This window comes from uncultured Methylophaga sp. (genome assembly GCF_947259025.1).
Lineage (GTDB): Bacteria > Pseudomonadota > Gammaproteobacteria > Nitrosococcales > Methylophagaceae > Methylophaga.
On record NZ_CAMYKO010000005.1, the window covers coordinates 694649 to 716778 of the forward strand.

Annotated in this window: 18 protein-coding genes and 5 tRNA genes; 6 read left to right on the forward strand and 17 right to left on the reverse strand. The window is 52.6% G+C overall.

Annotated elements, in window-relative coordinates:
- Positions 1 to 16 precede the first annotated feature (16 nt).
- From Q0X64_RS09330 to Q0X64_RS09360, 7 genes are all read right to left on the reverse strand, one after another.
- Complete coding sequence (locus Q0X64_RS09330) at positions 17 to 1039, reverse strand: aspartate-semialdehyde dehydrogenase (RefSeq protein WP_297811803.1); 1023 nt, start codon at positions 1037 to 1039, stop codon at positions 17 to 19.
- Between the two features lie 20 nt (positions 1040 to 1059).
- Positions 1060 to 2130 (reverse strand): 3-isopropylmalate dehydrogenase, encoded by a 1071-nt coding sequence (leuB, locus tag Q0X64_RS09335; RefSeq protein ID WP_297811806.1) that lies wholly within the window; start codon positions 2128 to 2130, stop codon positions 1060 to 1062.
- Positions 2131 to 2164: 34 nt separating this feature from the next.
- Entirely contained in the window at positions 2165 to 2803 is a 639-nt protein-coding gene (gene leuD / locus Q0X64_RS09340; protein WP_297811808.1) for a 3-isopropylmalate dehydratase small subunit, read from the reverse strand.
- Between the two features lie 17 nt (positions 2804 to 2820).
- The gene (locus tag Q0X64_RS09345) at positions 2821 to 3408 is read right to left on the reverse strand and encodes a YceI family protein (protein WP_297811810.1); all 588 of its coding nucleotides are present in this window, start codon (positions 3406 to 3408) and stop codon (positions 2821 to 2823) included.
- A gap of 12 nt (positions 3409 to 3420) precedes the next feature.
- Positions 3421 to 4314 (reverse strand): flagellar motor protein MotB, encoded by an 894-nt coding sequence (locus Q0X64_RS09350; RefSeq protein ID WP_297811813.1) that lies wholly within the window; start codon positions 4312 to 4314, stop codon positions 3421 to 3423.
- 23 nt (positions 4315 to 4337) lie between these two features.
- Positions 4338 to 5108: a flagellar motor protein PomA gene (gene pomA, locus Q0X64_RS09355; RefSeq protein WP_297811816.1), complete on the reverse strand. Its 771-nt coding sequence runs from the start codon at positions 5106 to 5108 to the stop codon at positions 4338 to 4340.
- A gap of 90 nt (positions 5109 to 5198) precedes the next feature.
- Positions 5199 to 7346, reverse strand: a complete 2148-nt coding sequence (locus Q0X64_RS09360; RefSeq protein WP_297811819.1) for an ABC transporter substrate-binding protein — start codon at positions 7344 to 7346, stop codon at positions 5199 to 5201.
- A gap of 130 nt (positions 7347 to 7476) precedes the next feature.
- Between Q0X64_RS09360 and Q0X64_RS09365 the strand changes: the two genes are divergently transcribed.
- Both Q0X64_RS09365 and Q0X64_RS09370 read left to right on the forward strand, forming a co-directional pair.
- Positions 7477 to 8265, forward strand: a complete 789-nt coding sequence (locus Q0X64_RS09365) for an enoyl-ACP reductase (protein ID WP_297811822.1) — start codon at positions 7477 to 7479, stop codon at positions 8263 to 8265.
- A 112-nt stretch (positions 8266 to 8377) separates the two neighbouring features.
- On the forward strand, positions 8378 to 9580 hold the full coding sequence (locus tag Q0X64_RS09370; RefSeq protein WP_297811825.1) for a dicarboxylate/amino acid:cation symporter: 1203 nt from the start codon (positions 8378 to 8380) through the stop codon (positions 9578 to 9580).
- Between the two features lie 45 nt (positions 9581 to 9625).
- Here the strand turns inward: Q0X64_RS09370 and Q0X64_RS09375 are convergent, their stop codons facing one another.
- The 8 genes from Q0X64_RS09375 to lptD all read right to left on the reverse strand — a co-directional run bounded on the left by Q0X64_RS09375 (position 9626) and on the right by lptD (position 17693).
- A complete protein-coding gene (locus Q0X64_RS09375) occupies positions 9626 to 11509 on the reverse strand; it encodes a SurA N-terminal domain-containing protein (protein WP_297811828.1) in 1884 nt (627 codons plus the stop codon).
- Between the two features lie 96 nt (positions 11510 to 11605).
- Positions 11606 to 11682: transfer RNA gene (locus Q0X64_RS09380), tRNA-Asp, on the reverse strand.
- A gap of 9 nt (positions 11683 to 11691) precedes the next feature.
- Positions 11692 to 11767, reverse strand: a tRNA-Val gene (locus tag Q0X64_RS09385).
- 11 nt (positions 11768 to 11778) lie between these two features.
- On the reverse strand, positions 11779 to 12051 hold the full coding sequence (locus Q0X64_RS09390) for an HU family DNA-binding protein (RefSeq protein ID WP_297811831.1): 273 nt from the start codon (positions 12049 to 12051) through the stop codon (positions 11779 to 11781).
- A gap of 211 nt (positions 12052 to 12262) precedes the next feature.
- Positions 12263 to 13069 (reverse strand): 16S rRNA (adenine(1518)-N(6)/adenine(1519)-N(6))-dimethyltransferase RsmA, encoded by an 807-nt coding sequence (rsmA, locus tag Q0X64_RS09395; protein ID WP_297811835.1) that lies wholly within the window; start codon positions 13067 to 13069, stop codon positions 12263 to 12265.
- On the reverse strand, positions 13069 to 14061 hold the full coding sequence (gene pdxA / locus Q0X64_RS09400) for a 4-hydroxythreonine-4-phosphate dehydrogenase PdxA (RefSeq protein WP_297811838.1): 993 nt from the start codon (positions 14059 to 14061) through the stop codon (positions 13069 to 13071). The genes rsmA and pdxA overlap by 1 nt, the downstream gene beginning before the upstream one ends.
- Entirely contained in the window at positions 14058 to 15323 is a 1266-nt protein-coding gene (locus Q0X64_RS09405) for a peptidylprolyl isomerase (protein ID WP_366517504.1), read from the reverse strand. The genes pdxA and Q0X64_RS09405 overlap by 4 nt, the downstream gene beginning before the upstream one ends.
- A gap of 90 nt (positions 15324 to 15413) precedes the next feature.
- Positions 15414 to 17693, reverse strand: coding sequence for an LPS assembly protein LptD (gene lptD, locus Q0X64_RS09410; RefSeq protein WP_297811841.1), 2280 nt, complete (start codon positions 17691 to 17693; stop codon positions 15414 to 15416).
- Positions 17694 to 17980: 287 nt separating this feature from the next.
- Here lptD and Q0X64_RS09415 point away from each other — a divergent pair.
- From Q0X64_RS09415 to Q0X64_RS09425, 3 genes are all read left to right on the forward strand, one after another.
- Positions 17981 to 18056 (forward strand) — tRNA-Ala (locus tag Q0X64_RS09415).
- Between the two features lie 24 nt (positions 18057 to 18080).
- A tRNA-Glu gene (locus Q0X64_RS09420) sits at positions 18081 to 18156 on the forward strand.
- Positions 18157 to 18220: 64 nt separating this feature from the next.
- Positions 18221 to 18296 (forward strand) — tRNA-Glu (locus tag Q0X64_RS09425).
- Positions 18297 to 18342: 46 nt separating this feature from the next.
- Here the strand turns inward: Q0X64_RS09425 and lptG are convergent.
- Together lptG and lptF are read right to left on the reverse strand one after the other, a co-directional pair.
- Positions 18343 to 19407, reverse strand: a complete 1065-nt coding sequence (gene lptG, locus Q0X64_RS09430; protein WP_297811844.1) for an LPS export ABC transporter permease LptG — start codon at positions 19405 to 19407, stop codon at positions 18343 to 18345.
- Positions 19408 to 20538, reverse strand: coding sequence for an LPS export ABC transporter permease LptF (lptF, locus tag Q0X64_RS09435; protein WP_297811847.1), 1131 nt, complete (start codon positions 20536 to 20538; stop codon positions 19408 to 19410).
- A gap of 98 nt (positions 20539 to 20636) precedes the next feature.
- Here lptF and Q0X64_RS09440 point away from each other — a divergent pair, with 98 nt between their 5' ends.
- Positions 20637 to 22130, forward strand: a complete 1494-nt coding sequence (locus Q0X64_RS09440) for a leucyl aminopeptidase (RefSeq protein WP_297811850.1) — start codon at positions 20637 to 20639, stop codon at positions 22128 to 22130.

Here is a 22130-nt window from a genome sequence, read left to right on the forward strand (position 1 = left end):
TTTCCCTATGCTGTGATCAAAGATATTTATCGACCAGAACTTCAGCAATCTGAACGCTGTTCAAGGCAGCGCCTTTTCGTACATTATCCGCAACCACCCACAAATTCAAACCTTTGTCATGCGAGATATCTTCACGGATACGGCCGACATAGACCGGATCGGTTCCAGAAGCTTCTGTCACCGCTGTCGGGTAGCCACCATCATTACGGTCATCGAGCACCTCAATGCCAGGTGACTTTCTCAACAGTTCGGTCGCCTGCTCGGCGGTGATTTTGTCGCGGGTTTCGATGTGAATGGCTTCGGAGTGGCCAAAGAAAACCGGTACCCGGGCTGCAGTAGGATTCACCAGAATCTTTTCATCACCCATGATTTTGCGGGTTTCCCAGACCATTTTCATTTCTTCTTTGGTATAGCCGTTATCCATAAATTTATCGATATGCGGCAGCACATTGAAGGCAATCTGCTTGGGATAGGCATGGCTCTCTACTGAGCGGCCATTGAGCAAGTCAGCGGTTTGCTTGGCCAGTTCATCCATGGCCGGTTTGCCCGAGCCCGACACTGCCTGGTAAGTGCAGACATTGAGACGGGTAATGCCCACGGCATCATAAATCGGCTTCAGCGCGACCATCATCTGGATAGTGGAACAGTTGGGGTTGGCGATAATACCGCGCTGGGTGTAACCCGCTACCGCATCGGGATTGACTTCAGGCACCACCAGCGGCACATCGTCATCGTAACGGAACTGCGAGGTGTTATCGATCACCACACAACCGGCTGCGGCTGCTTTGGGGGCGTATTCAGCGGAGACACTGGCACCCGGCGAGAACAGACCGACCTGCACCTTGGAAAAATCAAATTCGGCCAGGTTTTCCACGATCAGTGATTTGTTACCAAACTGAACTGTGCTGCCGGCACTGCGCTCACTGGCCAGGGCATACACCTTACCCACCGGGAAATTGCGCTGGTGCAGAATCTCCAGCATGGTTTCACCGACAGCACCGGTAGCGCCTACGACTGCAACATCTACTTGTTTACTCACATTTCACCTTTCATATTTGTTTACAAAGCGGCGACAACCGCGTCACCCATTGCTGATGTTGACACCTTGGTGGTGCCCTCAGAATGGATATCCGCCGTTCTCAGACCGTCATCAAGCACCTGGCTAACCGCTTTTTCAATGCGATCTGCCATCTCAGCCTGATCCAGCGTATAGCGTAGCATCATTGCCGCTGACAGAATGGTTGCCAGTGGATTGGCGATATTCTCACCGGCGATATCCGGTGCACTGCCATGAATGGGCTCGTACATGCCTTTACTGTTCTCATCCAGCGATGCCGAAGGCAGCATGCCGATAGAACCGGTCAGCATGGAGGCACAGTCAGACAAAATGTCACCGAACATATTGGTCGTCACCATGACATCGAACTGCTTAGGCGCACGCACCAGTTGCATGGCGGCGTTATCAACGTACATATGACTCAAATCGACGTGTGGGTAATCCTGGGCTAATTCTGTCATAGTTTCACGCCACAGTTCCGTGCACTCCAGCACATTTGCCTTATCCACAGAACACACACGGCCCTGACGTTTACCGGCGATATCAAAGGCAACCTTGCCGATGCGTTTGATTTCACTCTCACGATAAACCAGGGTGTTGTAACCCTGCTTTTCCCCGTTGTCGAGGGTGCGGATACCGCGCGGTTGACCAAAATAAATACCCCCGGTCAGTTCACGCACAATCATCAGATCCAGCCCGGCTACCACTTCCGGTTTGAGCGTAGAGGCACCGGCCAGTTGCGGATACAACAAGGCGGGACGCAGGTTGGCGAACAGGTTAAGCTCACTGCGCAGGCCCAGCAGGCCTTTCTCAGGACGCACACTGATATCCAGCGACTCCCATTTATAGCCCCCGACAGCGCCCAGCAATATGGCATCGGCAGATTTAGCCAGATCCAGTGTAGCTCCGGGCAGCGGCGTGCCAGTCTCATCATAAGCGGCGCCACCAACCAGGCCATAGTCGAGACTGATATCCAGTCCTTCTTTACGGAGTTGTTCCAGGACTTTCACTGCCTCGGCAACAATTTCGGGACCGATACCGTCGCCGGGCAAAACTGCAATTTTCTTTGTCATCTAATTATCTTTAATCTGTTTGCTATAGCTTGAATCAGGAAAACAGCCAGGGCGCTTCCTGCTTACGTTTTTCTTCGTAGGCTTCTATGTCATCAGTGTGCTGCAGGGTAAGGCCGATGTCATCCAGCCCTTCCAGCAGACAGTGTTTTTTGAAGCTGCCTATCTCGAATGGGATATTTTCACCATCGGGCAGTGTAATCGTCTGCGCCGGTAAATCAACCTTGAGTTGATAGCCCGGTGTCGCCTCTACCTGGGCAAACAGCTTGTTGATCACACTTTCTTCCAGGGTGATCGCCAGAATGCCGTTCTTACTGGTATTACTGAAAAAGATATCGGCAAAGCTGGGCGCGATAATCACCCGGATGCCAAAATCATCCAGTGCCCACACCGCATGCTCGCGGCTGGAGCCGCAGCCGAAATTTTCCCGTGCCAGCAAAATCGTACCGTCTTTATAGCGTGGCTGATTGAGCTCAAAATCGGGATTGATCGGACGTTTAGTGCAATCCTGACCCGGCTCGCCATGATCAAGATAGCGCCATTCATCAAACAGGTTGGGGCCAAAGCCAGTGCGTTTGATTGACTTAAGAAACTGCTTGGGAATAATGGCATCGGTGTCCACATTGGGTCTGTCCATCGGAATCACGACGCCGGTTTCAACTGAAAACTTTTGCATTACGCGGTATGACCTCTTTACTTCGCGTTTAATGTTAAATAAAAACTGACGGGGACTGCCTGGCTGATGCTGGGCAGGCCAGCAAGTTCACGCAGCTCTTCTACACCTTCTGTCAGTTCATAATCGGCCACATTGAGCACTATCGGCTGGGCTGAGATGACGAGTAATGATGAATCACTGACCTTGGTGACCCGAACGTCCAGCTTGAGGGGCTGTGACTGGTCATGCAGGTTAAGCTGAGCATTCACCATGGTCAGTTCTGACTGGCCAACGGTGAGGTTGCTGATAAACTCCGGTGACAAACTGGCCGTCAGTGTCGCTTGTGGAAACTGTGCTGTTTTGAACAAAAAAGAGCGCATTCTGCTGTCTCGGATCTGGATACCGGTATTAACACTCTCCAGGGCAATGCTGAGTTCAAACTGACCATCCTGTTGCAGCCCGCCGGCAATCTCGCCAAAGCGATGCACTTCAGCCACGTCCCCTTTTTTGATGGAGATAAAGCTCAGCTGTGACTGGGCATTGTCAATTTGCCAGTCTGCCGCGGCTGAGACGGCACTCACCAGCAACAAAGATAAGGGCACAATGGCTTTCAAAAGCTGTTTCATAGTTAACTCCTGTTATTCATAAAGCGGGGTAATAACACTGTCGACAGCGTCATGCTCGCGTTTTAACTCATCTATCGAGCGTACCAGTTCATCTTCTACCGGCGATTTAAGCACGATAATCTCGACCCGGCGGTTTTTAGCACGGTTGGCCGGACTGTCATTGGGTACCAACGGCCGGGTGTCAGCATAACCTTCCAGCACAAAACGCTCGGCATCCATTTGTTCGGGTGCCAAGAGTTCATGCACCACCGAAGTGGCACGAGAGGTCGATAACTCCCAGTTGGAGCGGTAGCGAGCGGTATTAATAGGCACATTATCCGTATGGCCGGCGACGGCGATGCGGCCATCGGTCTCGAGCAGTACGTCATGTATCTTGCCCAGAATCGGAATAAAGTCCCGGTTCAATCTGGCATCCCCAGAGGGAAACGAGCCCTTTTCGCGGATGCGAATAACAATTCTGCTGAACTGGCTTTCCACCACGATCAGGCCTTCTTCGATCTCGTTTTGCAGCGCCTGTCGAAACTGCTGCGTTTCTTCTGCAACCTGCTGAACCTGCTGCTGTGCCAGTTGTTCTGCATCTGCCGTGACTTTCAGTTCCTGGCGGCTATTATCCATTGTATCCTGTCTCACCACTTTGAGTGGCGTAGGCTTCGGCTCGCCGGGGCTGAACTCCTGGGCAATGATACTGGTGCCTTCCGGTATTTCACTGGACGGCACTTCGCGCTGCACACCGAAGGCATTCTCCAGTGACTTGATCACCATTTTGTATTTGAGTGCATCAATCTCGGCAAAAGACAGCAACAAGACAAAGAAACACATCAACAGCGACATCAAATCGGCGAAGGTCGCCATATAAGCCGGCAATCCCTCGGCGTCGCGCTTGGTTCTCCGTGCAGTTTCAGACATAGCAGTATCGATAACGGCGCTGTTCAGGCAGCGGCTTGCTCGGCTTCCTCATCACGCTTGGAAGCCGGCAGAAAGTTTTTCAGGATCTCACCCAGGATTTTAGGGTTCTGCCCTTCCTGGATGCCAATCACACTCTCGATAATGATGTTTTTGTTCATCTGCTCTTCATTACTGCGCAGCGATAGTTTATCCGCAATCGGCAAGGCGAACATATTGGCCAGCATCGCACCGTACAGGGTGGTCAGCAAGGCCACCGCCATGGCCGGGCCGATGGATTTTGGATCGGACATATTGCTGAGCATTTGCACCAGGCCCACCAGAGTACCAATCATGCCCATAGCCGGCGCCGCATCACCGATGGCCTTGAATATCTGCTGCCCCAGGCTGTGGCGGTTGAGGGTTTCGTTCATTTCCGTCAGCAGGGCTTTTTTGACCACCGCGGGCTCATGGCCATCGACCAGAAGATTGATGCCTTTTTGTAAGACCGGATTGCTGATTTCCTGCCGCTCCAGCGCCAGCAATCCCTCTTTACGGGCGATACTGGCCAGCTCCACCACCCGCTCGATGATCTCTTCTGGTGACTCCGATTTGTGCAAAAACGCTTTGGTCGCCGTTTTCAGAGAGCCAATAAACTGGCCCAGCGTGAACCGCATCAGCACGACGGCAAAAGTGCCACCGATAACAATCGCTACCGAGGGCAGGTTAATGAAAGTACTGGCTGCAGCGCCCAACAAGATTGTGGCGATAATGAGGCCCCAGGCAATCACCAGCCCCAGTAATGTAGCAAGATCCACGCGTTAACTCCCTCTATAGACTTTCCGTACAGCCAATATAATTTAAGGCGCTATTTTACCCAAACAAACAGAAAAAATCTGCCCTCACTGTTAAGCAGGAATTTGATGGCGTCTGTGTTTCTTATGCCGGTATACCACCACGGCCGGCAATACCATGATGATGAGCAAGGCCACGACCAGCAATAACGGCCAGGCAAGCGGCTTGTTCCACTGCTGTTGTTTGTCCTGGCGCAGCTCGGTATCGATACGCCGATACTTGAGCGTATTGTTGGCCATCAGGTTGGCTTTCACATTGTGGTTCCAGGCGTGATAGAGCGTAAACATCTTCGGGTGAAAGCCCCACACCCAGGGGGCATCCTCGCGGGCAATATCCGCCATTTGCTGAATAATGCGCTGACGTTCATCGGTGTTCGGCATCACCCGCATCTCCTCAAATAGCCGGTCGAACGCTTTATTCTGATAGTTAGCGGCATTTTCACCGCCGGTATTGACCTTGCCGTTGGGTCCGTAGAGCAAAAACAGGAAATTTTCCGGGTCCGGGTAATCAGCATTCCAGCCCCACTGGAAAATCTGCGCCGTACCCCGCCGCATCTTGTCCTGGAAACGGTTGTAATCAGTGCTGCGAATTACCAGCTGCAGATTCAGCTTGCGGAATTGTTTGCGTAGCCAGTCAAGTTGAGCTTTGCTGTCGGGGCCGCTGGCCGGCACATCGAAATACAGCACCAAAGGTTCACCGGTTTCGGCATGACGGCCGCGAGGATAACCGGCTTCGGCCAGCAACTCACGGGCAGTATCAATGGAACGCCGCTGTGGCTGCTTGTTTTCCCATTTGTAGGTGTAGGGATTGATGCCGTCCTCACCTTCAACATACCCAAAGATACCCGGTGGTACCGGCCCCTGTGCAGGAATACCGCGGCCATTGGCGAAGATGGAAATATATTCCTCATGATCAATGGCAATGGAGATCGCGCGGCGCAGCTTTTTCGCCTGTTCGCTATAACCACCAACCACCGGATCCAGCATGTTGAATCCGATGTAGAAAGTGGAGGTACCCACCGCGGTTTCCAACTGAATCCCCTTATCCTTCATCGCATCGCTAAGGCCGAACTCGCCCGAGGACGAGACCTGCACCGCCTGATCGAAACTATCTGAGCTAATACCACTAACATCATAATATCCCTGGATAAACTTACCCCAGTAAGAGGTATTTTCCTTCTCCAGCGTAAAGACAATTTCATCAATCAGCGGCAACGGCTTGCCGGCATCTTTAAGCAAACCGGCTTCGGCATCACCCGGCTCCCCCTCGCCGGGATAAAACTCCCCGTGAAAGTTGGGGTTCTTGCTCAACACCATACGCCGGTTGGGATCGTTTTCAGTCATGTAAAACGGACCGGTGCCGACCGGATACCAGTCGATAGTGATATTTTTATCAATCAGGCCTGGCTGCTGATAAAAATGGTCGGCTTCCCAGGGAATCGGCGCAAAAAACGGCATCGCCAGCCAGAAACGCAATTGCGGGTATTTACCATGGACTTTGATCTGGTACTGATAGTCATCCAGTACCTCAACCCCCGCTATCTCATGCTGTCTGAGGTCAATATTCTCACCTGATTGGCGCAGCTCCCTGAGCTTGCCGGCATAGTCACTGAGGCCGACGATATGCTCGCCCATCAAGCCCAGAATCGGAGAGTGAATTTCGGGATGCGCCAGACGTTTTATTTGATAAGCATAATCATGGGCGTTCAATTCGCGCGTGGCGGTCTTGTCAAAATCACTGAGTTGTTCAATTTTTTCCAGCGCTTTGTCATCCAGCTTATGATAGAGAAACTGTCCGCTGTCATCCCTGACAAAAGCTGGATGCGGCTGGTAATGGATGCCGTGTTTTATGGGAATGGTATAAACGCTGTAGGCCACCGCATCGCTGTTTTCCGGGACAGTCTGACCATCCGCATCCTGGTAACTGACTTCAGGCATGGCTGCCGCTGACAGCGGCTCCAGTTCATAGGGCCGTTTGAAATAATGATACTGGTAAGGCGGTTCGTAGATCTGACCGGTAATGGCAATTTCGTTGGCACTGTATGAGCGGGCCGGGTCCAGGTGTTTGGGCCGCAAAGAGAATGAAGTATAGAGCGTCGATTGTTCAGCATCTTTGTCGGGATACGGGGAGTTCACGGCCTGAAACTCACAGCCGGACAGGGAGAGCATTAACAGGGTTACCAGCAAATAATTCAGTCTCATTGTCTCAACATAACAAATTGGAAGCTTAGGTGTGACCAAGATTATCATGAGATTACTGCGTGGTCGCCCTTCCCGTGATCAGCAAAATCAGGTAAGTTATCCCGCTTTATCCGCCGTTTAGGAGAGACTTATGGGCTTTATGCAAGGCAAACGTGTGTTAATTGTGGGCGTTGCCAGCCCCCGTTCCATCGCCTCAGGCATTGCTCATGCCATGGCCAGAGAGGGTGCCGAACTGGCTTTTACCTACCAGAACGACAAACTCAAATCCCGGGTTGAGAAAATTGCCAGCGAATGCGGCGCCGATCCTGCCCTGGTCTTTCCCTGCGATGTCAGCAGTGATGAGCAGATTAATGCGGTGTTCAGCGAGCTTAATAAACACTGGGATGGACTCGACAGCATCGTTCACTCGGTAGCCTTTGCACCGCGAGAACAACTGCAGGGCAGTTTTGTTGACAGTGTGACCCGTGAAGGCTTTGCCCAGTCACACGATATCAGCGCCTACAGCTTTGCTGCGCTGGCCAAGGCGGGCAAAGTGATGATGGCCGGTCGTAACGGATCTTTGCTGACTTTGAGCTATCTTGGTGCCGAGCGAGCTATTGATAACTATAACGTGATGGGCGTCGCCAAGGCTTCACTGGAAGCGACTGTTCGCTACATGGCTTACTCACTGGGTGAAGAAGGCATTCGCGTTAATGCGGTCTCTGCAGGACCTATCAAAACACTGGCGGCCGCCGGTATCGGCGACTTTGGCAAGATGCTGGCCTATGGTGAGCGCAACTCGCCTTTACGCCGCAACGTGACTATTGAAGAAGTCGGCAATGTCGGCGCTTTCCTTTGCTCCGACCTGGCATCGGGCGTGACCGGCGAGATCACCTATGTCGACGCTGGTTACAACATCGTCGGTATTGGCGACAAGTAAACCAGCCTATATCTGCTACCATCCACTTACAGGGCATTTTTTAATGCCCTGTTTTGTATCCGGGGCATGCTGAGAAAACAGGCTGCCGCCTCCCGTACCAAGGAAGACAATCATGTCACATTCACATGCCATGGCCCTGCTGGGCTTTATCATCGCCGGGGCTGTCGCAGGGGTTTTCTATGGCTGGTATGCCGGCGAGGCAGCTACCGGCATCGGCTGGCTGGGGACACTGTTTCTTAATGCGCTGAAAATGACCATCATTCCGCTGATCATTGCCTCGATCATCAGTGGTATCGGTTCGATCGGTGATATTCGGCAGATGGGCAGACTCGGCGGTACCACAGTGGCCTATTATTTTGCGACTACCGGTATCGCTGTTTTCATTGGCCTTTTGGTGGTGAATTGGATCCAGCCCGGTGCCGGTATTGCCCTGACCCAGACTGAGGTGCCGGAACGTATTCTGGCCAAGCAGGATACCGGTATCAGCGATATCTTTTTATCCCTGATTTCTCCTAATCTGATTGATGCCGCTGCTGAAACCCAGCTACTGCCGCTGATTGTGTTTGCTATTTTGTTTGCAATGGCGTTAACCACTGCCGGTGACAAAGCCAAACCGGTATTTGCAGTGTTTGACGGCATCAATGAAGCAATGATGAAACTGGTGATCTGGATCATGCACCTGGCACCTGTCGGTATCTTCGCCCTGATAGCCGCGAGGTTGGGCAGTGTCGGTGGCGGCGAACAGTTTATGGCAGAAATTAAAGCCGTAGGCCTGCATGTGGTGACCGTATTAACGGGTCTGTTGATCCACGGCGTAGTACTGGTGTTGATCATGCTGTTTGTCGCTCGCCGTGGCTTTGATTATCTGCTGGGCATGGCACGGGCGCTGGTCACCGCTTTCGGTACCGCCAGTTCTTCTGCCACCCTGCCACTGACCATGGAATGTGCCCGTGAAAACAAAGTCGATCCCAAAGCAGTGAAATTTGTCTTGCCCCTGGGCGCCACCATCAATATGGACGGCACGGCGCTGTATGAAGCCGCGGCCGTGATGTTTATTGCCCAAGCTTACGGTATCGAATTGAGCCTGATGCAGCAGGCACTGGTCTTCATCACTGCCACCCTGGCAGCGATCGGCGCCGCCGGCATTCCCGAAGCCGGTCTGGTCACTATGGTCATAGTACTGACTGCAGTGGGCCTGCCACTGGAAGGGATTGCCTTACTGTTAGCGGTGGACTGGTTCCTAGATCGTTTTCGCACCACCATCAATGTCTGGGGTGACAGTGTCGGTGCGGCAGTGATTGACAGGCTGACATAAAAAAAGCGCCCGCAGGCGCTTTTTTATTGCTGAGAGCGTTACCAATTAACGCAGGCTTTTATCGATAATATCGATATTCGCCTCAGCCCGCAGACTGGCAATAAAGGCCTGTAGCTGAGCACGGGCCTGCATTTGCGCCAGCGACTGTCTGGCAGTCTCACGGTCTTCTTCTGAAACTGACGCGGGGTCACCGTTTTCAACGGCGCTAAGTTTGATCAGCACGTAGTTACCATTGTCTGCACTAAAGCCGGCATACTCAGCAGCATTACCCGGCTGAGCCATCGCAAAGGCGCGGCGCAGGATTTGAGCACTGACCTCTTCACTGTCACGGCCGTAAGAAGCCGCTGCCTGCCAGTTGTCCAGCTGTGCTTCGGCGTCAGCGCCGGATTTGATTTCGGCCAGAATCGCTTCACCTTTTTCACGGGCGAATTCACGTGCTCTTTCAAACAGCAACTGTTGTTGAATCGCCGGCTGAACGGATTCGAAAGGCAGCACGGTTTCCGGAATGTGCTTGTTCTTATGAATAACGACCAGACGGGTGTCGGACAACTCTATCACTGCGCTGTTGAGATCATTATTGAGCACATCCTCACCAAAAGCAGCTGACAGCACTTTGGCTTCACTGCTGATACCCGCTTCAGTACCGCCCCGGGTAAACAGTTCGGTGGTTTTAATATCGAGTTCCAGCGCTTCAGCCGCGACATCGAGACTGTCAGGATTTTCAAAGCTCAGGTTAGCCAGTTGCTCGGCCTGGTCGAAAAAGCGACTCTCCGCTTCCTGACGGCGATAGCGTTTTTTGACTTCATCCTCAACTTCAGCAAAATCCTTCACTTCAGGCTGCTTAATGCCAGTGAGCTTAATCAAGTGATAACCAAACTCGGTCTCAACCGGTTCACTGACTTCGCCGGTTTCAGTCAGCGCGAATACGGCTTCTTCAAAGGCCGGATCCATGACATCACGACCGAAATAGCCCAAATCACCGCCCTGAGAGGCTGAGCCCACATCTTCAGAGCTGCTGCGAGCGAGTTCTTCAAATGCTTCGCCCTGGTCGATACGTTCAGCAATGGCCTGGATTTTCTCCAATGCCGCCTCATCATTGCCCTCAATCAGGATATGGCTGGCACGGCGTTGTTCATTACCCACAAACTGCGATTCATTATCAGCGTAAAACTGCTTGAGTTCGTCTTCAGTCACGGCAATGTTGTCAGCCACTGTCTCCATGTCCAGCTCAATATAATTAAGCCTGATTTGTTCTGGTGCGGTATAGCTGCTTTTATTAGCTTCGTAATAGTCGCGCATCGCCTGATCTTCAATCTCAATCTGATCGACGTAGTCCTGCAATGGAATCACGCCATAGGCAATTTCACGCTGCTGATTTTCCAGCGCCAGCTTGCGATCGACCTGTTCCTCAGTGACAAAGGCACTACGCTCAATATTTGAGGTCAGCTCCCGTGCCAGCAGATCAGTGCGAAGCTGTGCCTCGTAGCTGGTCGGCGTATAGCCGGCCCGTGCCAGCACCATTGAATAGTATTCAGAATCAAACTGACCATCACGCTGGAAAGCCGGAGTCGAGCGAACCATTTCAGATACGCTGGCATCATTCACCGTCTGATTCAGTGAGTTATTGGCTTCACGCAGCAGTTGCTGCTCAATCAGGCCATCGAGAATCCGGCGCTTGGCAGCAGCGCCTTCGAACATCGCCGGATCAAACTGCTCACCCAGAGCGTTACGCATCTGGTCACGGTATTGTTGCAAAGATTGCTGCAACTGGGTCTGTTTGATTTCCGCGCCATTCACCTCGGCTACCACGACATCGGAAGCTCCGGTCATGTAGGAGTTCACACCCCAAAGCGCAAACGGAATACTAATCAGACCGACGATGAACCAGGCAATCCATCCCTGGGCGCGATCTCGTATGAAATGCAACATGGAAGAGAACCTTACTTATTTTGTTTGTTGAAAAAAGGGATAGTCTAAACCATTAGGCAAAAAAAAAGGCGCATCAAATGCGCCCTTTTTCCGTCTTGGCGGAGCGGACGGGACTCGAACCCGCGACCCCCGGCGTGACAGGCCGGTATTCTAACCAGCTGAACTACCGCTCCAAGAATTCCTGGTGGGTGCTGAGGGGATCGAACCCCCGACCCTCGCCTTGTAAGGGCGATGCTCTCCCAGCTGAGCTAAGCACCCCAGAAAAACGACTAGTTTACAGCATCCTTGAGCGCTTTACCAGCTTTGAATGCAGGAATTTTAGCAGCAGCAATTTTGATTTCTTCGCCGGTACGTGGGTTACGACCAGTGCGTGCAGCACGTTCGCGAACAGAGAAGGTGCCGAAGCCAACCAAAGTGACTTGATCGCCTTTACCCAGAGATTTGGTAACCGCGGCAGTCATACCATCAACAGCTTGAGCGGCTTTCGCTTTAGAGATATCTGCAGCAGCGGCAACTGCATCGATAAGTTCAGATTTATTCACAGCTTAATTCCTCATATCGTTATTAATCGTTATGTCGTCCAAAAGTCGGTAGGCCCATCGTCTGGCTCAGCGCTACCGGACTGTTGAGTATCTAACTACAGCAAAATCAGCGTGTCAAGAAGGGTAATGGGTGTTTGGGACAAGATTTTTTCAGACTTGACGACTGTTAAAGCTCACACGGTTGACAATCAGCCTGCAGCCATGAATATTGTCAGGTTCGCTGCTGTTGCAAAAAGCCCTGTGTTAATTGCACATACTGTTCAACAGACACAGTTTCAGGGCGCTGTGACGGGTCGATACCAGCCTGCTCGAAAGTTTCCGAAGTTACCAGTTTTTTCAAGGTGTTAGCGATCGTTTTACGACGTTGACTGAAAGCCTGAGTGACGATCCGGTTGAGTGCTGCCAGTTCAACCTCTCCCCCCCGGTTTTGTGACAAAGGCTGCAAGTAGATAATCGCAGATTCCACTTTGGGCGGCGGATCAAATGCTTCGGGGGGTACGACGAATAATTGCGTTGCAGCGCACTGGTGCTGAATCATAATGCTGAGGCGACCATACTGCTTGTTGCCTGGCGCAGCGCAGATGCGCTCCACCACCTCCCGCTGCAGCATAAAGCACATATCATCAATAATGTCGCCCTGCGCCAAAAGATGAAATAACAAAGGCGTGGTAATGTTATAGGGCAGGTTGCCAATGACCCGCAGTTTTTCATTGCTGCGCTGCAGGCTGTGATAATCAAACCGCAAAGCGTCGGCCTGATGAATCTCCAGCACCTGTTCATGAGCGCTGAGTTTTTGGCTCAGTAGCGGCACCAGATCACGATCCAGTTCAATCACATCCAGTCGATCACAATGTGCCAGCAGCGGCTGGGTTAGTGCCCCGCGGCCCGGACCGATCTCAACCAGGTGTTGCCCCGGCTCGGGGCTGATTGCCTCGATAATCGCCTCAATAATGGCTTCATCATGCAAAAAGTTCTGACCGAAGCGTTTACGTGCTCTTGGATATTGCTGTGTGGCCATTATTTATCCCTGCTGTCTGCCATATCGACAGCCATATCAACCGCCGCCTGCAGACTCCCGGCAGAAGCGCGGCCGCTACCCGCCATATCTAAAGCTGTGCCGTGGTCAACCGAGGTACGGATAAACGGCAAGCCGAGCGTCACGTTGACGGCTTTACCAAAGCCGTGGTGCTTCAGCACTGGCAGGCCTTGATCATGGAACATAGCGAGCACCACATCGTAATCTTTCAGTTTGTCCTGATTGAATATCGTGTCGGCCGGCCAGGGTCCGGTGACAGCCAACCCTTGCGACTTGCAAGCCTCAATCACTGGTTCAATGACCTCAATTTCTTCACGTCCCAGATGCCCGCCCTCACCAGCGTGCGGATTAAGCCCACAAACCGCTATACGAGGGGAAGGGATGCCAAACTGCCGCTGCAGGCTGTTATCGATGATGTGAATGATCTGGTCAAGACTGGACCGGGTAATAGCGGCGCTGACAGCTTGCAAAGGCAGGTGTGTGGTGGCGAGCGCGACCCGCAGATCATGCGTCGCCAGCATCATCACTACATGTGCCACACCGGCGCCATCCGCAAAAAATTCGGTGTGGCCACTGAAACTGACCCCGGCATCGTTGATCACGCCTTTATGCACCGGCGCGGTGACAATGGCATCAAATGTGTTTTGCAAACTGCCATCCAACGCGACTTGCAGGGTCTGCAACACATAACGGCTGTTGACGGGATTGAGCTCACCCGCGGCCACATCATCGTTCAAAGCGACCGGCAGATAATACAGGCTGCCAGGCTCGCTGATCACGGCTGCTGAGTTTAAATCCACTTCAATAAGCTGCAGCGGTAAATCCAGCATTGCCGCACGTTGGCGTAAAAGCTCAGGATCAGCAATGGCTATCAGTTGCGCGTGCTGTTGTTGCTGGGCTAGTTGAACACACAGATCGGGGCCGATACCGGCCGGTTCACCGGCGGTCAGGGCAATACGACGGACCGGGCTCAAATTTCGCGATACTCCACATAAGCTTCGTCGCGCATTGCCCGCAGCCAGCTTTCCATTTCCTCATCAATTTTACGCTGACGGATTTGTTCACGCGCTTTGTTGCGCTTGAATTCTTCCGCCATATTTTCTTCACGGCGGTCGTCGACCATGATCAGATGCCAGCCAAAACGGCTTTTGAAGACTTCGCTGAGTTCGCCGACGGCCAGTTCATCCATTTTTTCCTGGAACTCGGGCACCATAACACCGGGGCTCACCCAACCCAGGCTGCCGCCTTCAATGGCTGAGCCGGTATCTTCCGAGTGCGCACGTGCCAATTCGGCAAAATTCTCACCGTTTTCAATCCGCTGGCGTAATTGATTGAGGCGTTTCTGAGCCTCTTCATCGCTGACTACTTCGTTGGGTTTGATCAGGATATGGCTGGCCTTGGTTTGCTTGACCAGGTGACGCTCAGCACTCTTCTTGTCTTTCAGCCTGACCAGGTGAAAACCACTGCCGCTACGCAGCGGTTCACTGACTTCACCCACTGTCAATCTGGGCACCACATCGGCAAACAGGGACGGCAGTTCACCCTGCTTACGCCAGCCCAGTTCACCGCCATCCAGCGCATTCTGACCATCGGAATAACCGGCTGCGACTTCTCCGAACTCACCACCTTCGTTCAGCAAAGACTGAATGGTGTCCAGTTTGTCCTGCGCTTCCTGCACCTCTTCTGGTGCAGCGGCTTCAGGCATGCTGATTAGGATGTGCTGCAAGTGATATTCAACTTCATTACCGGCCTGCACTGTTTGTGTCGCCAGGAAATTATCGACTTCCCGATCCGAAACCACGACCCGGTCTTCCACCTGGCTTTTGCGCAGGCGGGTAATGATCATTTCTTCGCGAATGGTTTCGCGAAAACGACTGAACTCATAACCATCATCTTCCAGCACATCCCGGAACTGGCGTAGGTTCATGTCATTGTTATTAGCAATCTGGCGCAGCGCAGCGTTGAGCGCATCATCGCCAACCCGCACGCCCACTTCTTCAGCGCGCTGTAATTGCAATCGCTGCACAACCAGGCGTTCAAGCACCTGTTTACGCATCACATCTGAGGGCGGTATGGCTGACTGGCGCTGACGCAACTGCTGACGAACCGTCTGCTGCATTTCTACCAGTTCACTTTCCAGGATGACCTCGTCGTTGACAACCGCGATGATGCGATCCAGCGGTGCAGCCCAAGCGACATTGCAGACCAACAAAAAGGCGGCGAAAAGATACTTCATCAAAACAATTACTCCAAAATTCGAGCTGGCATTATAAAGGATTACAAAGCTTGCTGTTTATAGTCGCAGACAGTGCCGGCGTTGCTGAGTTCAGTCAGCGCTATAGCCGCGAATACTCTGCTCCAGCAAACGATCTGTTTTATTACCGAAGGCACCCAGTCCCTTGAGCTCAATCTGGAAATAAATGGCCAGATTGCGATCATCATCGATAGGCTGGTTGTTATTCACATTATTGTTAAAGGCGCGGCTCTCATTCACGTAGTTACGAATAGCCAGCCGGGTCGCCCAGCAGCAACTGTCGTACTGCACACCAAGCAGCCCCTCAAGCGTCCGCCCCTCGGTGAGGGAGCGGTACCAGCGACCGAACACCTGCCAACGTTCATTAATCGGCACACTGGCTGAAATATCGATTTGTTCGAGACCATCCAGGCGGTTGGTTGAGGCATTCTGACGGCGATAACGGTGTGAGACATTAAAGACGCTGCCATTATCACCACGGTAACGCACACCGACTGATGACAAATTAGATTCATTAACGTCCGGATCCCACTGTATTTCGCCATTCACTGACCACTCATCATTGATATAGGCCACTGCCTCAGCCACCATGTCCGACTCTCGATCTTCTTCAACCATACCCTGAGGCAAGGTCACATCACGATCACTGAAATACTGGATTTGTCCCAAAGTCAGACGCAGTTTTTCCTTACCCGTCTGCTCTTCAATGATGCGGGTAGTCACTGCCAGTGACAGTTGGTTAGCATCACCCACCCGGTCATTACCGATAAAGCGATCATAGGAAAACAGACGGATCATATTGAATGATGACAGGGCGGTATCAAAGTCAGGAATATCAGACTGTTCACGCTCGGGGATGTACAGATAAAAAGCACGCGGCTCGAGGGTCTGAATAAAACCATTCCCACTGATATTCAATGGCCGCTCGAAAAACAGGCCGGTATCAAAGCTGGCAATCGGCAAGGAACGTGAAGCATCATCATCAAACTGATTAAACTGATCATTCGTCAGGTTGTAGCGGGTGTGGTTAAAAGCGAGTCTGGGTGTTGCAAAGAAAGCAGCCGAGCCCATCGGCAGGCTCACTGCCGGTTCAAAATTCACACGCTGCCCTTCGACCCTGTCATCGTGATCAAACTCGACATATTCAGCCTCAAACTCATACGTGAGACCCAGCGCCCGATCCGGCATATACCCACGCAACAGGAACTGAGGCAGCCGCTTGTATTGCTCGGGGACATCACGCAGCGTCTGGTAGCCCTGCATTCTCGCTGTGAAGTCCCAGATTTGGCCACGATACCCCGCTTCCACCCTCCGGTTCAGATGAGTGCGACTGGACAGATTGAGACTGGAGCCAAAGTCTTCAAAATAGTTTTCATCCGATACGTAATTGTAGTCAACAAGAGCACGCCAGTTGTTTTCAAATAGGCTTCGGTGCTGCCATGAAAACAGTTTGCGGTCTTCCTGATAGTGTGGATTGATATCTTCTCCATCTTTACGCAGATTATCAGAGCCCAAGTAACTGGCTTCCACTACGCCCTCTGCCTTTTCGAAAAGGTAACGGAATTCCCCGCCCAGCATCATTCCTCTGTCACTCATGTAGCGTGGCGTTAAAGTGGCATCCAGGTTCGGCGCAATATTCCAGTAGTATGGGGTGAAAACATCAAAACCGGTTTCGTCACTGTTACCGATAGACGGTACCAAAAAACCGGATTTACGCTCGTCGTTAAGGGGGAAGTTGATATACGGGGTATAAAAAACCGGCATACCGGCCACTCTGACAACCACGTTTTCAGCCTCGCCAACCCCAGCTTCATGGTCAAGGTGCACTTCGCTGGCTTTAAGCTTCCAGAAGTTATCGCCCTCGGGACACGTAGTGTAGGTGGCATTATCAAGATCGGTAGAACTGATGCCCTGACGTAACAGGTGCGATGCTTCACCGCGGGCATGCATTTGCCTGACCCGATACTCAGCGTTGAGCATGAGTCCTCTGTCACGTGTCATAGACCATTCAGCCTGTTCAGCATCAATGACCATTTCACTGTCTCGCAGTCGCACGTTACCTCGTGCCGTCACATCACCACTGTTGCGGTTGTATGTAGCACGGTCTGCGCTGAGTTGCTGACCGCTCCGGGTAATATCAACATTGCCGGAAAAAACCGAAGTGCCCTGTTGCAGTAGTTGCACATCGTCAGCTTTGACATCGATTTCGCTCTGCTGTGGTCCCTGAGTCGTGGCGGGAAGAAACAAATCCTCATAGCCAAAGTGACACATCAATCCCTGTTCTTGTTCGGCCAGAACAGTCCCGGCAAAGCAGGACATTAAAAGCGTTGATATAAGCTTTAATTTGCGCATGTTCATCCTCAAGCTGCTGCCCCAGCCATGACATCGTTTCTGACCGAATGCAAAATAACGCTCAATTTATCGCATATATAGGAGTAATCGGCAAATCAGCTGTCAGGGCCGCATCGTCCACGCTGATGATAATCATGTACAGTCAAAGACTTAGCAGGAACAGCCTCTGAAACGGGGAAAACTCGCTACTGATAAGCCTCGCAGATACCGGCGTGGCAATGAAATTAATTTACCATCTTGTGTTGACAGTATTAGCTCCAGTCCCTATGATATGCGCTTCCTTTCGGGGGGCTATAGCTCAGCTGGGAGAGCGCTTGCATGGCATGCAAGAGGTCGGCGGTTCGATCCCGCCTAGCTCCACCATAAAAACGAAAGAAAAAGTTTTAGGTCCCCTTCGTCTAGAGGCCTAGGACACCGCCCTTTCACGGCGGTAACAGGGGTTCGAACCCCCTAGGGGACGCCATACGATAAACGGGTCTGACAGCAGGCCCGTTTGTTTTTAAAACTTTACAATCTGCAAGATCCGGGTCCCCTTCGTCTAGAGGCCTAGGACACCGCCCTTTCACGGCGGTAACAGGGGTTCGAACCCCCTAGGGGACGCCATCTTTTCAACTCTTTCCTTGATATCTTTCCAGCAAACAAAGCACTGCTAACGGACCCGGCTGTTCATCCACCAGGCCAGACCGGCGAACACCAGCGTCGGAAATGCCGATGCCAGCCAGGGCAGTAAACCAAACACCAGCCCCATATGCTGAAAACTCTGATTAAACAGGTGAAAACCAATCCCGGTCAGCGCCCCGGCCAGAATGCGGCCACCAATCGGTGCCGTTCGCAAAGGACCGAATACAAACGGCACGGCCAGTAATACCATCACTGCGGTGCTGAGCGGCATCATCAGCTTGCTCCAGAATGCCAGCTCATACTGTGCCACCGACTGATGATTGTCTTTCAGATACTGCACATATTCGAGCAGACTCCACACCGGTAAAAACTCCGGTGGCACCACCACGATGTTCACCATGCCGGGGTTGAGTTGTGACTGCCAGCGGGCGTGATTAACCGAACGCACCTTGACCCCGGCTTTATCAATATTGCTCTGCACCACATCGGTTAAAATCCAGCTGTCCTGCTGGTACTCAGCCGTTGCAGCCCGGGTCACAACCCGCAGACGATGCTTATCATCAAACTCATAGATCTGCACATTGGAAAAACTACCATCACCGTTGATCCGCTCAATGTGATTGAAGTGATTGCCGTCCCGGGTCCAGAAACCATGTTCGGAGCGTGAGCCCACCGTGCCGGTCTGTGCCACCGACTGGAGCTGGCGTGCTGATTGTTCAGTCAGTGGTCGCAGCCCTTCGCCCACAACCAGCGCCAGCAGCATCAGTAAAACAGCAACAACAATCACCGCCTTATTGATATCGGCCAGGCTGTAACCGGCCGCCCGCATCGCCACCAATTCACTTTGACTGGCCAGATTCCCCAGGCCAATCACGCTGCCCAGTAAAGCCGCAATCGGCAGCAGTTCATAAATCCGCTTAGGCATGGTGAGGCCGATATAGCGGAGAATTTCCAGTAAACCGTAGCTGCCTTCACCCAGGTCATCAAGCTCGGTGATAAAGTCCATGAACGTATATAAAGCCAGCAACACCAGCAATACCAGCACCGTGCTGGCCAGGATATTCTGAGCGAGGTATTTCGATAAAATGCGCATCTAGGATTCCACGCTGGCTTTGCGACGGTTCAGATAACGTTTCAGCGGCTGACGGTTTAACAGTAGCAGTAGGACCACCAGCATTAACAGGTGCACCCAAATTCCGCCCAGCCAGGCAGGCATTTCTGCCTTGGCCACCCAGGCCCTGTTTACTGCCAGCAGATTACTGTAGATGATGTAGACCAACACCGCCGGCACAAAACCGGCATACCGGCCCTGCCGCGGTCCGGCATTGGCCAGTGGCACCGCCAGCAAACACAACAACAAGGTCATTAAAGCTGCTGCCGTTCGCCACTGCACTTCAGCAATATCACGCGGCTCACCCCGCTCCAGCAGTTCGGCAGTGGGCAGCGCTTTATGCCGCTCACGAACTTCGCCCTGCTGACCTTTTTCGATCAGCAGGCTGTGAGTGCCGAACTCGGCAATGGTAAAGTCCTGGTCACCGGCTTTACCTTCATAACGATAGCCATCCTCCAATACCAGAAACTTATCCCCGCTTTGCTGATCAATTTCGAAATGCCCGGTTTCCGAACGGAATATCAGTGGCTTGTCGTCACGCTGGATCTCGATAAACACGTTTTCCATAAACTGCTTGTTGGCGCTCAAACCCTGCGAGTAAAAAGTCCAGTCGCCCTCTTCACTCTCCTTGAAGCTACCGGCAATCAGCCCGGTGGTGTTGGCGGAGATCTTGGCTTTTTCCTGAAGTTGGTAGCGATCCGATAAAGCGCCGGGAACGACAAAAAGCGCCAGCACCGCCACAATCACCGCGACTGTACCGGCAAACAGCATGACATTGCGCATGATGCGTAGCCTGGAAATGCCACAGGCCGCCATCACCGTGAGTTCATTATCAGAACTCATCCGCCCCAGCGACAGCATCACCGCCAGGAAAGCCCCGATGGGCAGCAAAATCGATAAAGCCCCCAGCGAACTCAGCCCCAGCAGGCTGAAAATCACATCTGCCGGCATATTACCCACGGCCGCATCGGCCAGGTAACGGGCAAAGCGGGTGGACACATAAATCAGCCACAACACACCGGTGACGGCCACCAGGTTAATAACACACTCCTTCAGCAGGTAGCGATCCAGTGTCGTCAGCCAGGCAGTCAGTGGTCGGGGAACGATGAGCATTAAAGGCGAGTCTTGGTTAGAATAAAACGTTTGTTTTTGGCACAATCAGATTCGAATTCAAAGAAGTCTAAACTAATTCATGCCTACAGGAGAAATCCATGCAGTATTTTGTAACTACCGATGCGCTGGCATCGCAGGCGACTGACTGTCTCGTCGTTGCCGTTTATCAGGATGGCGAAATGAGCCCGGCTGCTGCGCAACTTGACGAAGACACCCGCGGCGCTGTCCAGCGCGTAATTGATGGCGGCGATATCACCGGTAAACCCGGCCAGACACTGTTCCTGCACCATCTCGATGGCATTGAAAGCCCGCGGATTCTGCTACTGGGTATAGGCAAAAAAGGTAAAACCACAGAAAACGACTTCAACACCGCGACCACCGCCATGGCTCAGGCCCTGAACGAAAGTGGTGCTCAGTCTGCAGTCTGCTGTCTGGCGGAAATCGAACTGGGCAGTCGCAGCGGTGCCTGGAAAGTGCGCCAGACCGCGCTCAACACCGAAACTGCGCTATATCGCTACACCCACACCAAAAGCGAAAACAAGCCGATTGAAAAACCGCTCAATACACTTAGCTTCGTCGGCGAAGAAACCGATACGGCGGCATTTGGTCAGGCGGTTGATCAAGGCGCAGCGATTGGCCGCGGTATGAACCTCGCCCGAGAGCTGGGTAACCTGCCGGGCAATATCTGCACTCCGACCTACCTGGCAGAACAGGCTGTCAGCCTGGGCGAGCGATTTGATTCCGTGACCACCACGGTTCTGGATGAAGCGCAAATGGAAGAATTGGGCATGGGCTCGCTGCTGTCCGTATCACGCGGCAGTCGTGAACCGGCCAAGCTGATGACCATGGAATACAAGGGCGGCGGCGATGCTAAACCGGTCGTGCTCGTCGGTAAAGGCCTGACTTTTGATGCCGGCGGTATTTCACTTAAACCGGCGCCGGGCATGGATGAAATGAAATACGATATGTGTGGATCTGCCAGTGTCTTTGGCACCATTCAAACCGTGGCGGAACTGGGCCTGCCAATTAATGTGGTGGGTGTTGTGCCCAGCTCGGAAAACCTCCCTGATGGTGATGCCAATAAACCCGGCGATATTGTCACCAGCATGGCCGGTAAAACCATCGAGATCCTTAATACCGATGCTGAAGGCCGCCTGATCCTCTGTGATGCACTGACCTACAGTGAGCGCTTTGACCCAGATACCGTGATCGATATCGCCACCCTGACCGGCGCGGTGATTGTTGCGCTGGGCAGTGTCACCACCGGTCTGATGGCCAATAATCAAACGCTGGCTGACTCTCTGATCAAGGCCGGTAACGACAGTTATGACCGCACCTGGCAGTTACCCATCTGGGATGACTACCAGCAGCAACTGGACAGTAACTTTGCTGATATGGCGAATGTTGGCGGTAAAGAAGCAGGCAGTGTCACCGCCGGCTGTTTCCTGTCGCGCTTCACTGAAAAGTTCAACTGGGCGCATCTGGATATTGCCGGTACCGCCTGGAATAGCGGCAAAGCCAAGGGGGCCACCGGTCGTCCGGTGCCCCTGCTGGTACAGTTCCTGCTGAACAAAATTGAAGCGCAAGGCTGA